Origin of the sequence: Methylocystis sp. SB2 (assembly GCF_049817085.1) — a bacterium.
GTDB lineage: Bacteria > Pseudomonadota > Alphaproteobacteria > Rhizobiales > Beijerinckiaceae > Methylocystis > Methylocystis rosea.
Genome location: NZ_CP187401.1, coordinates 3432817 through 3446978 on the forward strand (window position 1 = coordinate 3432817; position 14162 = coordinate 3446978).

Genomic DNA, 14162 nt, shown 5'->3' on the forward strand with positions numbered 1-14162 from the left:
ATGTCACAGAGAAAACCGTCGCTCAGCTCGGATACTGCGCAGCCGGCGGTCATTCCGCCGCCGCTCGACGCGGGCGACGGCGCCGAGATGCGGCAGCTGCAATGGGCGGGGCTGAGCCTCGAAAGGCAGCTTGCGCTCTGGGGCTTGACGCTTCTGGCGCTGGGCCTGTCGCTCTATTTCCTGAGCCCGGTGCTTGCGCCCTTTGTCGCCGGAACCGCGCTCGGCTATCTGCTCGATCCCGTGGCTGACCGGCTGCAGCGGCTGGGCCTGTCGCGGCTGGGCGCCGCGGGTCTCCTGCTCGTCGTCTTTCTTCTAGTCGTCGGGACCGCGGCCGTTATTCTGGTGCCGATTCTTTCGCATCAGCTTGCGGGCTTCATCACCTCGCTGCCGGGCTATCTGCAGACGCTGCATGGGCTCCTGACGCAATGGAGCGAACGCTTCACCAGCGATTCCATCAATGGCTGGTTGCAGGAATTCGGGCTGGGCGGCGCCGCCGCCTCCTTCGATGCGCAAAAATACATAAACGATCTCACGAGCCAGGGCGCGACGTTGCTCGGCGATTTCGTAAAATCGCTGTTGTGGCGGGGCTATGCGCTGATCAACGTGATCTCGCTCATCGTGATCACGCCGGTCGTCGCCTTCTACATGCTGGTCGATTGGGATCACATGGTCGCCATCATCGATGATCTGATCCCGCCGCGCCATCGCGATGACGTGCGCTCGCTCGCCCGCGACATCGATCGCGCGCTTGCCGGCTTCGTGCGCGGGCAGTCGCTTGTCTGCCTGTTTCTTGGCGTCTGGTATGCGGGAGGGCTTTCGGCGATTGGGCTGAATTTCGGCTTCCTCATCGGGGTTCTCGCCGGTTTTCTGAGCTTCATCCCCTACGTCGGCTCCGTCACCGCCTTCGTTTTATCGATCATCGTCGCGATCGTTCAGGGCTGGCCGCATATCAATCTGCCGATCGAGGCGGTGGCGATCGTGACGACCGGACTGATCATGGACGGCTATGTGCTGTCGCCGCGGCTCGTCGGCGCTTCCGTCGGGCTGCATCCGGTCTGGCTCATGTTCGCCTTGCTGGCCTTCGGCGCGCTGTTCGGCTTTACAGGCCTCATCGTCGCCGTGCCTGTCGCGGCGGCGCTCGGCGCCTTCATGCGCTTCCTTGCTAAACGCTACCGCGGGAGCGCGCTCTATCAGCATCCGATCCCCGACCGCGCATGAGCAAGGCCGGCGCGCCGGAGACATGCGAGCCGGGACGTCAGTTGCCGCTCGACCTGCCGACGACGCCGCGCTTCGGACGCGAAGAGTTTCTGCCCGCCGCGTCGAACCTCGCGGCGCTCGAAATGATCGAACGCTGGCCGGATTGGCCGGATCTGGTTCTCGCGCTGATCGGGCCCGCCGGCGCGGGCAAATCCCACCTCTGCGCCATTTGGGCGGCGCGCGCGGGCGCGCTTGTCGTTGCGCCCGACGCCCTGCCGACGCTGGAAGGGCTGGTTGCGCAGGCGCCGCGCGCCATCGTCATCGACGATATCGACCGGGCGACTGACGAAACCACGCTGTTCCATCTCCTGAATTTTGTGAACGAAAGCGGCGCCTTCCTGCTGATGAGCGCGGCCCGCCCGCCGCGGGCGGAGGACATTCGGCTTCCCGACCTGCTGTCGCGTTTGCGCCGCGCCCCGATCGTCGAAATCGGCGCGCCGGACGAGACGTTGATGCGCGCGGTTCTGGTGAAGCTCTTCGCGGATCGACAACTCCTCGTGGAACCGCCGGCGCTGGCCTTCGCCGCGCTGAGGCTGGAGCGCTCCCTTGCAGCGGCACGCGCCTTTGTCGCCGCTCTCGACGCCGAGGCGTTGGCGCAGGGGCGGCCTGTCACACGGGCGCTCGCGGCCAAGGTTATTGAGAAGTTTACTTGATGGTTGGTCGAATAATTTCGTCGCCGCACAGGCCTGTGGCATGATGGCTGGGACCCGGAAGTGGAAATGAAGCCGCATATTCAAGATAAGCTCGCAGCCCAGCGTACGGGCGCCGATATCGCCGTTATGGATTGCGCCGACGGGATTCTCGTGGAGGATCCCGCCAAGCTTGCGGTCTCTCCACAGCGTTTCATCAACCGGGAGCTGTCCTGGCTGGAATTTAACCGGCGGGTGTTGGAGGAGGCCTCCAACCGCAATCACCCATTGCTTGAGCAACTGCGTTTCCTGTCGATCTCGGCCAATAATCTCGACGAATTCTTCATGGTGCGCGTCGCCGGCCTTCGCGGGCAGGTGCGCTCCGGCGTGACGGCGCGCTCCGAGGACGGCCTGACGCCCGCCGAGCAGCTGACGAAGATCACCGAACGCGTCACGCTCTTGACCAGCGAGCAATTGCGGCGCTGGCGCGAGCTGCGCGCCGAGATTGAAGACGTTGGCATTATTATCGTCGAGCCCGCGGACGTGTCCAAGGCCGACCGCGAGTGGCTCGAGGAATATTTCCTGAGCCGCATATTTCCGGTGCTGACCCCGCTCGCGGTCGATCCCGCGCATCCGTTTCCCTTCATCCCCAATCTCGGCTTCACATTGGCGCTCGAACTCGTGCGCCCCGGCGATCGCAAGACGCTGCAGGCGCTGGTTCGCTTGCCGCCGAAGATCGAGCGCTTCGTGCGTTTGCCGGCGACGGCGGGAGTCGCCGGCCGTGAGCGCTTCATGCTGCTCGAAACGCTGATCGCGATGAACGCGCAGCGGCTGTTTCCCGGCTATTTGCTGCGGGCGCAGGGGCTGTTCCGGGTCATCCGCGACAGCGATCTCGAAGTCGAGGAAGAAGCCGAAGATCTCGTGCTGCTTTTTGAGACCGCGCTGAAGCGGCGCCGGCGCGGATCGGTGATCCGGCTCGAAGTGGCGGCGGATATGCCCGCGAGCTTGCGCGCGCTCGTCGCCGAGGAGCTCGACGTCAACGAGCCGGAGACTTTCGAGATCGACGGCATGTTGGCGCTCAACGATCTTTCCGAACTCGTCGCGCTCGACCGGCCGGAACTGAAGTTCAAGCCCTATAACCCGCGCTTTCCGGAACGGGTGCGCGACAATGGCGGCGACTGTTTCCTCGCGATCAAGCAGAAGGATCTCGCGGTCCATCACCCTTACGAATCTTTCGACGTCGTCGTGCAGTTCCTGCAACAGGCGGCGCGCGATCCCAATGTCATCGCCATCAAGCAGACGCTCTATCGCACCTCCAACAACAGCCCGATCGTGCGCGCGCTTGTCGAAGCCGCCGAGGCGGGCAAATCCGTCACCGCGCTCGTCGAATTGAAGGCTCGTTTCGACGAGGAAGCGAATATTCGCTGGGCGCGCGATCTCGAACGCGCCGGCGCGCAAGTCGTCTTCGGCTTCATCGAGCTCAAGACGCACGCCAAATTGTCGCTCGTCGTGCGCCGGGAAGGCAGCGGCCTCGTCACCTACTGCCATGTCGGAACTGGCAACTATCATCCGGTGACGGCGCGCATCTACACGGACATTTCGGTGTTCACCGCCGATCCGGTGATCGGACGCGACATCTCGCGCATCTTCAATTACATCACCGGCTATGCGGAGCCCGCCGGGCTTGAGCGCATGTCGGTGTCGCCGATTTCGCTCAAGAAGAAGCTTCTCGAACATATCGAGCAGGAAATCGCCTTTGTGAAAGCCGGCAAGCCTGGCGTCATCTGGGCCAAATGCAACGCGCTTGTCGATCCCGAAATCATCGACGCCCTTTATGCGGCGTCGCAGGCGGGCGTCTCGGTCGAACTCATCGTGCGCGGCATCTGCTGTCTGCGCCCCGGCGTCCCGGGACTTTCCGACAACATACGCGTGAAGTCGATCGTCGGCCGCTTTCTGGAACACGCGCGTGTTTACGCCTTCGGCGGCGGCCATGTGCTGCCGCATCCGCGCGCGCACGTCTACATCTCTTCCGCCGACCTGATGCAGCGCAATCTCGATCGCCGGGTTGAGGTGATGATGCCGATCGTCAATCCGACCGTGCATCAGCAGGTGCTCGATCAGATCATGCTCGCCAATCTGATCGACAACGAGCAGAGCTATCGCGTCCTGCCGGACGGCTCGTCGCTGCGCATTGTTCCGCCCGAGGGCGAGGAGCGATTCAACGCGCACAAATATTTCATGACCAATCCTTCGCTTTCGGGGCGCGGCAAGTCGCTCAAGGACTGGCGGCCGCGCTCGCTCTTAAAGCGCGGCCAAAATGCTTGAGGCGGCGGCGCGTGGCGCGACGCAGCGCGCCGACTCCGCGCCAAAACCCGTCGCGATCGTCGACATCGGCTCGAATTCGGTGCGTCTCGTCGCCTATCAGGCGCTCGCGCGCGCGCTGACCCCGATCTTCAACGAAAAGGCGATGTGCGGTCTCGGCAAGGGCGTCGTCACGACAGGCCGGTTGCCCGACGAAGGCGTCGACAAGGCGATGAAGGCGCTGCGCCGCTATCGCGCGCTTTGCGAGACGATGGGCGTCGACGACATCGAGGTGATCGCCACGGCGGCGGTGCGCGGCGCCAAGAACGGCGACGTTTTTCTCGACGCGGCGCGCGACGCCATTCAGCGCGACATTTCGCTGCTTTCCGGCCGTCGCGAAGCGGAGCTTTCCGCGCTTGGCGTCATTTCGGCGATCCATGAGCCGGACGGCGTCGTGGGCGATCTCGGCGGCGGGTCGCTCGAACTGATCGACGTCCACAAGGAAGCGCTCGGCAAGGGGATCACCCTGCCGCTCGGCGGACTCGCGCTGATGGACGCCTCGCGGCGCTCCATGCGCGAAGCGACGCGCATCGCCCGCAAGGCGATCGCCGACGCGAAGCCGCTCGATCATCTCAAGGGCCGCACCTTTTACGCGGTCGGCGGCACCTGGCGATCGCTCGCCAAACTCCACATGCGTCAGCGCAACTATGCGCTCGGCGTCATGCATCATTACCGCATCCAGACGAGCGAAGCCGCCGACTTCGCTGAACTTGTCGAACATATCGACAGTGAGGCGCTTGAGGACATCGACTTCGTTTCGGCGGCGCGCCGGCCTCTGCTCGCCTATGGCGCAATCGTGCTTGACGAGATCATCCGCCGCGCCAAGCCTCGCGAAATCGTCATTTCAGCCGCGGGCGTGCGGGAAGGCTTGTTGTATGAGCGCCTGTCGCCGGCCGAGCGGCGCGTCGACCCCTTGCTCGCGGCGACGCGCGAATTGGAAGCGACATTCGCGCGCGCGCCGGGCTATGGCGACGATCTCATCGATTGGACGGACGCCTATATGGAAAAGAGCGGCATAGATGAAACTGACGAGGAGCGCCGGCTGCGCCACGCCGCCTGCCTGCTCTCCGACATCGCGTGGCGCGCTCATCCCGAATATCGCGCGCAGCGCGCCATGAACATCGTGACGCAGGGGCCCTTCGTCGCCATTGATCATCCGGGCCGCGCCTTCCTGTCGCTGGCAATCGTGTTCCGTCACGAAGGACTCGACGGGGTGGAGGGCCTTTCGGATTTGCGCACGCTGCTGACGACGCGACTGTTCGCGCGCGCGCGCATTCTGGGGGCGCTCATGCGGGTCGCCTATTTATTGTCAGCGTCGATGCCCGGCGTGTTGCCGCGCACGCGTTTGCGGGTCTGCGATCGCGCGGCGACGCTCACTTTGCCTGCCGCTTACGCCGATCTTGCGAGCGAGCGCGTGCTCAATCGTCTGAAGGCGCTCGGCAAGCTCATGGGCGCCGACGCGCAGATCGAGATCGCGCCCTGAACCAAAAGCGGTTCACTCTCCAACTTATTTGAAAGGAATTCGATATGGACAAGCAATTCGCAAAAGGGCTTCTGTCGGCCGCCGTTGCGATCGCGTTGACAAGCGCGAGCGCCCAGGCCTGCACGCGCGTGCTCTATGGGACCAGCGACAAGGACTATCTTGTGGGGCGGACGATGGATTGGGACGTCGATCCGCGAACCAGCCTGTGGTCTTTCCCGCGCGGCATGGCGCGTGACGGCGGCGTTGGTCCGGGGTCAATCAAATGGACCGCGAAATATGGTTCGCTCATCGCCGACTTTTACAACGCGGCCACGGCTGAAGGCATGAACGACGCAGGGCTGGCGGTTAATCTTCTCTATCTGGCCGAGGCGGATTACGGAGACCCGAAGGCCTCCAAGAAGCCGCTGCTGTCCGTCGGCGGCTGGGCGCAATATGTTCTCGACAATTACGCGAATGTCGCTGATGCGGTGAAGGCGCTGCAAAAGGAGCCCTTCGCGATCGTCGCGCCTGATCTTCCCGGCGGCGTCAAAGCGGCGAGCCATATGGCGCTGGCCGATCAATCGGGCGACAGCGCCATCCTCGAATATCTCGGCGGCAAGCTCGTCATTCACCACAACCCGAAATACACGGTGATGACCAATTCGCCGCCTTTCGATCAGCAGCTTGCGCTCAACACCTATTGGGTCGAGATCGGGGGGTCGAAATTCCTTCCCGGCACGCATCGCGCGTCCGATCGCTTCGCCCGTGCCAGTTGGAATTTAGATGCGACGCCGAAAGTCGACGACAAGCGCGTGGCGATCGCCAGCGTCTTTTCCATCATTCGGAACGTCTCGGTGCCGCTCGGCATCACTGATCCGCAGGAGCCGAACATCGCCTCGACGCGATGGCGTTCGGTCACTGACATCAAGGATCGGCTCTATTATTTTGAGCCGACGCTGAATCCTTCGATTTTCTGGGTCGATCTGACGAAACTGAAGCTCGAACCGGGCGCCAAGCCCGCGAAGCTCGACCTCACGGGCAGTCCAATTCTCGCGGGCGATGTTTCAGACAAATTCGTTCCCGCCGAGCCGTTCAAATTCCTGTCGCACTGACGCGCAGGGCATTTCTTGGCGTTTCTTGGCCTTTGGCGGCGCGTCACAAGACGCGCCGCTCTCTGACACAATTCACCCGGACACTATTCACCCGGAGCGCGCGCGACTCGATTGATCTTGTCGACGCGCATGGTCTCTGCGCCATTGGCGCAATTGAAGCGCAACGACGTGCCGACGGCAGAGTCGAAAAATGCTGCTTTTCCGTCCGCGACGGTGACGACGAGACGCGTCGCCGGGGTCACGGGCGTCGGATCCTCCTCCAACGCGGAATCGATGACCATCATGGTCAGACGGCAGCCGTTCTCGCCGCCTACGAAATAGCTCACGACATGCTTCGGGCCGGCGTCAAAGCTCGCCGCCATAAGCGGCTTCATCGTCAGGGAAGCATCAGCGGCGGACAGGCCCGAGCTTGCTGCAAGGCACAGCGCTCCGCCGAACGCCGCCGCGACAATTCGATTTCCTGTAGTCATATTTTATCCTTCCGTTTCGGAGCAGGGCCGGCGTAACGCACAGCCGTCGCAGCGAACTGCGCCCCACTCGAGTTGGAAGGTAGTTACTGCATTGCAGCACGGCAATATCGCAGTGCAATAACTTATCGTAATGTGGCGTTATATATTTGATACTAAACGATTTTTTATGGCGCACAAATATTCGTCAGCCGCTTGCTTGCGCGCAAAAATGGCGCTGCCGTATTGCTGCGCTGCAGTAGAGCATGAGGCTTATTCAACGTTTGCGGGCTCGTCCGCGGCCTGCCAGTCAAAGGTGACGACCCGGCCGTTTTCCACTGAGAGCGCGAGGCGGCCCCGCTTCAACTCCAACGCCTTTTCGCCGAAGATCGCGCGGCGCCAACCCTTCAGCGCCTGAACGTCGGCGTGATCGTCATGCGCGACGGCTTCGAGGTCTTCGACCGTCGCGATCATCTTGGCGGCGACGCCCGTCTCCTCCGACACCTGACGCAGCAAGACCTTGAGCAACTCGACCGTCGCGCCGTTTGAGTTGCGTCGGTCGCGTTCGATGCGCGGCACTGTGGCGGGATCGCGCGCGAGGCCGCGCTCCACAGCGGCGATGATGTCGGTTCCCGCGCGGGAGCGCTCCATACCCTTCGGAAACGACCGCAAATTGCCGAGCGCTTCGACAGAGCGCGGCGCGGCTTGAGCAATCTCGAGGAGCACGTCGTCCTTCAGGACGCGCGAACGCGGCACGTCGCGCGTTTGGGCTTCGAACTCGCGCCAGGCTGCCAGCTCCATCAGAACGGCGAGATCGCGGGGCTTGCGGGCGCGATGGCGCAGCCGTTCCCAGGCGTTTTCGGGATGCTGCTCATAGGTCGCGGGCGAGGTGAGCGTCTGCATCTCGTCCACGAGCCAGTCGAGGCGATTGGAACGTTCGAGCCGCGCCCGCAAGGCGGTGTATATGTCGCGAAGATGGGTGACGTCGGCGATGGCGTATTCGATCTGGGCGTTTGACAGCGGCCGGCGCGACCAGTCGGTGAATCGCGACGATTTGTCGAGACTGGCGCGCGTGATCGCCTTCACCAGTTCGAGATAGGACGCTTGTTCGCCGAATCCGCAGACCATGGCCGCGACCTGCGTATCGAAGATCGGCGCGGGGATGAGTCGGGCGAGACGCCAGATAATCTCGAGATCCTGGCGCGCGGCGTGGAACACCTTGACGACGTCGGGATTGGCCATGAGGCCAAAAAACGGCGAAAGATCAAGGTCATCGGCAAGGGCGTCGATCGCCACAGCCTCTTCCGGCGACGCCAGCTGGATGACGCAGACCTGCGGCCAGAACGTGGTTTCGCGCAAAAACTCGGTGTCGACGGTGACGAAGGGATGCTGAGCGAAACGGTCGCAGACCGCCGTCAGTTCGGGATTGGTGGTAAGAAGACTCATGTGAATTGGTTCTAAACGTTTTTGGTCTCGGTCTGAAGTCCCAAGGAGCGACTTAGGACGTTTCAGCGGCGCTCGGCCGGCTTTGGCCCGACCAAAATACACGGTTTTGCCGAAAATTCGCAGACCATCTGAGGCCACGTCCGCCCTGGACCGGGCAAAGCTGCAACGTGGCGCCGGATGCGGTGCAGCAGGGGGGCGCATAGACGCTCAACTGTCGCAAAAAGACAGTCCCGGCCTCTGGAGTTCAAGATTTCCAAGTTGCGGCCGATGCCTGATGGGGTAGCATGCCGCCGCCACTCTATCCGGGGAGCCACCCAATTCATGCATGAGCGTCTCACTCTCGCAGCGCGCGCGGCCGCGCGGGCGCGGTGTCCGGCGGCTGTTATCGCCGCTTCACTTCTCGTCATCAGCGCGCCCGCCATGGCTGCGCATAAGGGCGGCGTCAGCCCCGCGTGGGGCCAGTGCCGCGCGCCTGACCCCGACGCGCGCATCGCAGGCTGCACGCAAGTCATTCAGGAGATCGACAAGGAGACCCCGCACAACAAGGTGGCCGCTTATGTCAATCGCGCCGGCGCTTATCAGGCGAAGGGCGACTACGCGCACGCCCTCGAGGATTTCGGCAAAGCGCTGGAGTTTGAACCCAAATCATCGGTGATTCTGGCCGCGCGCGGCGCCGCGCATCATGCCAAGGGCGACCTCAACAGCGCGCTCGCCGACTATGATCAGGCGATCGCCGCCGACAAAAAGAACGCCGCCGCGCTTTTGGCGCGCGCCTATGTTTGGCGCGCGAAAGGCGATGTCGAGAAGGCTCTCGCCGATCTCGGGGACGCCGCGAAAGCCGACCCTAAATCAACGGCGGCGGACGTCGCCGCAGGCGCGCTCTATCACGGGAAAGGCGATCATGACCGGGCCATCGCCGCATTTTCCGAGGCCGCAAAGCGCGATCCAAAACTCGCCGCGGCGCGCAATGGACGGGGCGCCTGCCACTACGCCAAGGGCGAATTCGATAAGGCGATCGCCGACTTCGACGCGGCGCTGAAAATCGACGCCAGCTACGTCGGCGCGCTTGTCAACCGCGCCAACGCCTGGCGGGCCAAGAAGGACTTCGCCCGCGCCAAGGCCGATTACGAAGCGGCGCTGGCGGCCAAGCCTGATCTCGCCGCGGCGAAGAAGGGATCGGAGGACATGGCCAGGCTCATCGCCAAAAAGGGTTCGGGCGCGGCGACTCCGGCTGATTCCGCCCCTGCCGAAGCGGAACACGACCACAACTGAAGCCCCCGGAGGCCGAAAGGCGCGTTACAGCGCCTTGGCCGCCGCCAGAACTTCCTCGGCGTGGCCCGGAACCTTTACCTTGCGCCAAATCCTGGCGATGCGCCCGTCCGGACCGATGAGCGCCGTCGTGCGCTCGACGCCCATATATTTTCGGCCATACATGCTTTTCTCGACCCAGACGCCATAGGCGCTGAGCGTGTCCTTTCCCTCATCTGACGCGAGGGGCAGCGACAATTCGTACTTAGCGCGGAATTTGTCATGGCTCTTGATCGGGTCAGGCGACATGCCGACGACCACGGCCTTGGCCTTTGCGAAACTCTCCCGTAAGGCATTGAAATCTATAGCTTCCTTCGTGCAGCCCGACGTGTCGTCCTTAGGGTAGAAATAGAGCACGACTTTTTTGCCCTTCAGCGCGGCGAGCGAGATCTTTTCGCCGCCAGCCCCTGGGAGATCGAAGGCAGGCGCCAAATCTCCCTCCTTCAAGCCTCCCTTCTTCGCTCCCTCCTTAAGTGTAGTTTCGGCCTTGCCGACGGTCGTGCTCATGGCGCCTTCCTTTCGTCGCATCTGCAGCTAAAATCAGTGCGTAGAATGCAGACTGCGCGCCAGCCGGCAAGACCGGCGTAACCGCCCGCGTCCGCGCTGCGATCGAGCCGAGAGCGAGGCCAATTGACCGACAGGACGGGGCGCAAGCCTAGCGGCGGCGATATCGTCGTCGACAGGGCGCGGCGCGCGATTCAGCGGGTGTGTCGCGCGGCGTGGCGATCGCCATTTTTTTGGGCGCTGCCCCGCGGACTTCCCCGCCTGATCATGCTCAGCGGGCTTGCCGCCGTGCTGCTGTGTGCGCTGACGTTCGGCGGCTTCTTCCTGCTGCTTTCGCAGGGCTCCATCACCTTTGCTTGGCTCGCGCCGCGCATCGTCGAATCGCTCGACGAACTCGCAGGCGGCCGCTACGAATTTTCGCTGGGCGCCGCCGCGATCGGCAACGGCGATCATGGCCCGACGCTGTCCGTCGACAATTTCATCGTCAAGAAAGAGGGTCGTCCCATCGTGGCGGCGCCGCGCGCGGAGCTGTCGCTCGACCTTCGCTCCCTGTTGATCGGCCGCATAAAGCTGCGCCGGCTCGAGGTACTTGATCTGGACTTGCGACTTTCCGTCGATCCGGATGGATCCGTGGCCATTTCCGCGGGCGCGCATCCGGTTCCGGCCAAGGCGCCAGTGATTGCGTCCGGAGCGGCGGCGAACGGCGCCGGGTCGGAGCGCGTGACTCTGCTGCGCGGCGCGGCGGGGGCCCTGCGCGGGCTCATGGACTTCGCCACGAGCCCGAACAGTCCAATCGCCGCGCTTGATCGCCTTGGCGTGGCGCACGGCCGGCTCACCATCGACGACCGCACGATCGATCGCGCCATCCGCTATGAAGACGTGACGCTCAGCCTCGACAAGGGCGACAACGGCATGCGCTTCTCCGCGGCGGCCAATGGTCCCTCGGGGCGTTGGACGGCCGTCGCGGTCGCAAAGGGCGCGCCGGGAGGACGGCGCGATTTCCACGCGCAGTTTCGCAATTTTTCGATCGATGAGATTTCGCTTGCCGGCGGTTTCCGCACAACCGCCTTCGACACCGACGCGCCGCTCTCCTTCGACCTGAGATTCGCGCTCGGTCCAGGCGACGAGGTTCTGGAAGCGTCGGGCCAAATGGAAATCGGCCGGGGCTATTTCCGCTTCGACGAGCCGGATCACGAGCCGGTGATGATCGAGAAGATCGCCGGCGTCGCGGTGTGGGACAGGGCCGCGCGCAAGGTCGCAATCGCGCCGCTCGTGTTCAAGGCTGGCGGTTTCGACATGACCATCGTCGGCGAGGCGCGCCCACCTGACGGGGCGAGGACCATCGCCGATGCGGCGAGCCTGGATGGGCCATGGACGATTGCGTTGCGGCTCAAAGCGCCAACTGTGGTCGCGCCTGAGCGCGCGGGAGAGAAAAATGTCCGCATTGACAACGGACTGCTCAATGCGCGCCTGTTTCGCGACGAACGTCAGATGGTCTTCGACAAATTCGCCTTTGCCGGTCCCGATGCGCGCGTCGACCTCAACGGCGCATTGAGTTGGCGCGACGACATCCGCGTCATACTCAAGATGGGAATCGAGGACACGCAGATACGCGCGCTCGCGCGTCTATGGCCGACCCATGTCGCGCCGTCCGTGCGCACCTGGTTCGTCGATCATGTGCCGGTCGGCGTCCTGAAGCGCGCCCAATATGCCGCCGACTTCGACGGCGCGGCGCTGAACGCGATGCGCTACGAGCAGGCGCCGCCGGATCGCTCCCTGTTCGCCGAGGGCGACATCGTCGATGCGACAGTGTCCGACATCCTACCGAGCATGGCGCCGCTCACCGGCATCAACGGCCGACTGCGGATCACCGGACAGACGGCGTCTTTCGACGCGAACTCAGGCGCCATGGAGACCGGGCCAGGTCGACGCCTCGCACTGTCGTCTGGCCGCTTTCTCGTTGCCGACAGCGCGCTGCGCCCGACGCCCGCGATGGTCGAGGTTGCTGTGGGCGGCGACGTCGAAGCCGTCTCTGACCTGCTTTCGTTGCCGGCGATCGCCGACCACGCGTCTATCCCCGTCGAAGCAGGCGCGCTGAAAGGAACCCTCGAAGGTCGGCTGCGCGTCGATTTCGAGACAGGGGCGACCGCGCGCGACGCGGCCACGACGTTCGCCATCGACGCGACGACGTCGAACCTTGTGATCGAGAAGCTGATCGGCAGGGAGAAGCTCGAGAGCGGCGCGTTGCATATCGTCGCTGATCCAGCCGGACTGCGCGTGAACGGAACCGGCAAAATCTTTGGCGCGCCAGCGACCCTCGACGTTCGCCGCGGCTTTGGCGACAAAGGCCCCGCGCAGGCGCAGGTCGCATTCACTTTTGACGATGCCGCGCGCCAGCGCGCTGGCTACGCCATCGCCGGCGTCAGCGGCCCAATTCTGGCGACGATACGCACGCCCCTCCCGGTGGAGAACGTCGACACGCAGATCGATCTCGATCTTACCCGGACGAATTTTGACAATCCGCTCCCGGGCCTCGTCAAGCCGGCGGGAAAGCCGGCAAAGTCTTCGTTCACGCTGACGCGCCACGGCGAGGCGATGTCGCTCGAGCAATTCGTGTTTGACGCGGGACCGACGCAGGCGCAGGGCGTCATCGAATTCGGACGCGAAGGCGCTTTCCGCGCCGCCCGTCTCTCGCAGGCGCGACTTTCGCCCGGAGATGACATGCGCGTCGACGTGCAGCGCAGCGGCGAGTTGGTCAAGATCGTCGCGCGCGGCGCGAATTTCGACGCACGTCCGATCATGCAGGGATTGCTGCGCGCCGAACGCGGCAAGGGCAGCGTCGACGACCTCGATCTCGACTTCAAGTCGCCGATCGTCACCGGCTACGGCAAGCAAATTCTCGCAAACGTCGAACTGAAATTGGAGCGTCGCGGCGGCAAGCCCCGCGCGGTGGCGCTTAAGGGCTTTTTTGGCCGCGAGCAGCTCACGGTCGGCATGGGGCGCGGTCAGGACAACCAGTCGCAACTCGAAATTGCGACAAACGACGGCGGCTCGCTGCTCTCCTTCTTTGACATCTATCGGAAGATGGACAGCGGCGCGCTGAGCGCGACCGTGCAACTTAGTCAAAACCGCGCCGATGGCGCTTTGCGCATTCGCGACTTCTTCGTGCGCGGCGAACCGACCGTTCGCCAGCTGATGGCGCAAAGCGGAACGGCGCGCGCGGATGATCGCGGCAATTACCGCTTCGACCCCGACCTCGTTCGCGTCGGCAGATTGGAGAGCGACTTCAGCTGGTCGGGCGGACAGCTGACCGTGCGCGAGGGCGTGCTTTCGGGTCCCGAGATCGGCCTCACCTTCGACGGCTACATCGACTTCCCGCGCGAGCGGCTGGACCTCGTGGGCTCATATGTGCCCGCCTATGCGTTGAACAATCTGTTGTCGAATATTCCGGTGGTCGGCGTCGTGCTCGCCGGCGGACAGCATGAGGGCGTATTTGCGCTAAGCTATCGGCTCTATGGCGCGCTCCCATCGCCTTCGATCAGCGTCAATCCGCTCTCGGCGATCGCGCCGGGCCTGATGCGCAAGATCATGGGCGTCATCGACGGCACCGCGCGCATGCCGCAGGAGCGGTAGTCTT

The 14162-nt window shown here is 63.8% G+C and carries 10 protein-coding genes; 7 read left to right on the forward strand and 3 right to left on the reverse strand.

All coding sequences use genetic code 11. From position 1 onward, the window contains the following. From ACPS74_RS16685 to ACPS74_RS16705, 5 genes are all read left to right on the forward strand, one after another. Entirely contained in the window at window positions 1-1218 is a 1218-nt protein-coding gene (locus tag ACPS74_RS16685; RefSeq protein WP_029651947.1) for an AI-2E family transporter, read from the forward strand. Continuing rightward, entirely contained in the window at window positions 1215-1910 is a 696-nt protein-coding gene (locus ACPS74_RS16690; RefSeq protein WP_029651946.1) for a DnaA ATPase domain-containing protein, read from the forward strand. The genes ACPS74_RS16685 and ACPS74_RS16690 overlap by 4 nt, the downstream gene beginning before the upstream one ends. Window positions 1911-1976: 66 nt before the next feature. Continuing rightward, window positions 1977-4211 (forward strand): RNA degradosome polyphosphate kinase, encoded by a 2235-nt coding sequence (locus ACPS74_RS16695; protein ID WP_029651945.1) that lies wholly within the window; start codon window positions 1977-1979, stop codon window positions 4209-4211. Next, window positions 4204-5730 carry an exopolyphosphatase gene (ppx, locus tag ACPS74_RS16700; protein WP_029651944.1) on the forward strand — a complete coding sequence of 509 codons (1527 nt, stop codon included), beginning with the start codon at window positions 4204-4206 and terminating at the stop codon, window positions 5728-5730. The genes ACPS74_RS16695 and ppx overlap by 8 nt, the downstream gene beginning before the upstream one ends. A 44-nt stretch (window positions 5731-5774) precedes the next feature. Beyond that, window positions 5775-6821 (forward strand): linear amide C-N hydrolase, encoded by a 1047-nt coding sequence (locus ACPS74_RS16705; RefSeq protein WP_029651943.1) that lies wholly within the window; start codon window positions 5775-5777, stop codon window positions 6819-6821. Between the two features lie 83 nt (window positions 6822-6904). On the opposite strand, the gene ACPS74_RS16710 is transcribed toward ACPS74_RS16705, so the two are convergent. Further along, window positions 6905-7291 (reverse strand): hypothetical protein, encoded by a 387-nt coding sequence (locus tag ACPS74_RS16710; RefSeq protein ID WP_029651942.1) that lies wholly within the window; start codon window positions 7289-7291, stop codon window positions 6905-6907. 249 nt (window positions 7292-7540) lie between these two features. Further along, window positions 7541-8713, reverse strand: a complete 1173-nt coding sequence (gene rnd, locus ACPS74_RS16715; RefSeq protein ID WP_018407767.1) for a ribonuclease D — start codon at window positions 8711-8713, stop codon at window positions 7541-7543. Window positions 8714-9034: 321 nt separating this feature from the next. Between rnd and ACPS74_RS16720 the strand changes: the two genes are divergently transcribed. Continuing rightward, window positions 9035-9985 (forward strand): tetratricopeptide repeat protein, encoded by a 951-nt coding sequence (locus tag ACPS74_RS16720; RefSeq protein WP_029651941.1) that lies wholly within the window; start codon window positions 9035-9037, stop codon window positions 9983-9985. Between the two features lie 24 nt (window positions 9986-10009). Here ACPS74_RS16720 and ACPS74_RS16725 read toward each other — a convergent pair whose 3' ends face one another. Further along, a complete protein-coding gene (locus ACPS74_RS16725; protein ID WP_051381851.1) occupies window positions 10010-10528 on the reverse strand; it encodes a peroxiredoxin in 519 nt (172 codons plus the stop codon). 123 nt (window positions 10529-10651) lie between these two features. Here ACPS74_RS16725 and ACPS74_RS16730 point away from each other — a divergent pair, with 123 nt between their 5' ends. After that, the gene (locus ACPS74_RS16730) at window positions 10652-14158 is read left to right on the forward strand and encodes an AsmA-like C-terminal region-containing protein (protein WP_029651939.1); all 3507 of its coding nucleotides are present in this window, start codon (window positions 10652-10654) and stop codon (window positions 14156-14158) included. Window positions 14159-14162: the final 4 nt, after the last annotated feature.

What these genes read in the sequence shown, in the direction of transcription:
- ACPS74_RS16725 (WP_051381851.1), bottom strand. Translation starts at nt 10,528, where the DNA reads ATGAGCACGACCGTCGGCAAGGCCGAAACTACACTTAAGGAGGGAGCG.
- ACPS74_RS16690 (WP_029651946.1), top strand. Translation starts at nt 1,215, where the DNA reads ATGAGCAAGGCCGGCGCGCCGGAGACATGCGAGCCGGGACGTCAGTTG.
- ACPS74_RS16720 (WP_029651941.1), top strand. Translation starts at nt 9,035, where the DNA reads ATGCATGAGCGTCTCACTCTCGCAGCGCGCGCGGCCGCGCGGGCGCGG.
- ACPS74_RS16685 (WP_029651947.1), top strand. Translation starts at nt 1, where the DNA reads ATGTCACAGAGAAAACCGTCGCTCAGCTCGGATACTGCGCAGCCGGCG.
- ACPS74_RS16710 (WP_029651942.1), bottom strand. Translation starts at nt 7,291, where the DNA reads ATGACTACAGGAAATCGAATTGTCGCGGCGGCGTTCGGCGGAGCGCTG.
- ACPS74_RS16705 (WP_029651943.1), top strand. Translation starts at nt 5,775, where the DNA reads ATGGACAAGCAATTCGCAAAAGGGCTTCTGTCGGCCGCCGTTGCGATC.
- ppx (WP_029651944.1), top strand. Translation starts at nt 4,204, where the DNA reads ATGCTTGAGGCGGCGGCGCGTGGCGCGACGCAGCGCGCCGACTCCGCG.
- rnd (WP_018407767.1), bottom strand. Translation starts at nt 8,713, where the DNA reads ATGAGTCTTCTTACCACCAATCCCGAACTGACGGCGGTCTGCGACCGT.
- ACPS74_RS16695 (WP_029651945.1), top strand. Translation starts at nt 1,977, where the DNA reads ATGAAGCCGCATATTCAAGATAAGCTCGCAGCCCAGCGTACGGGCGCC.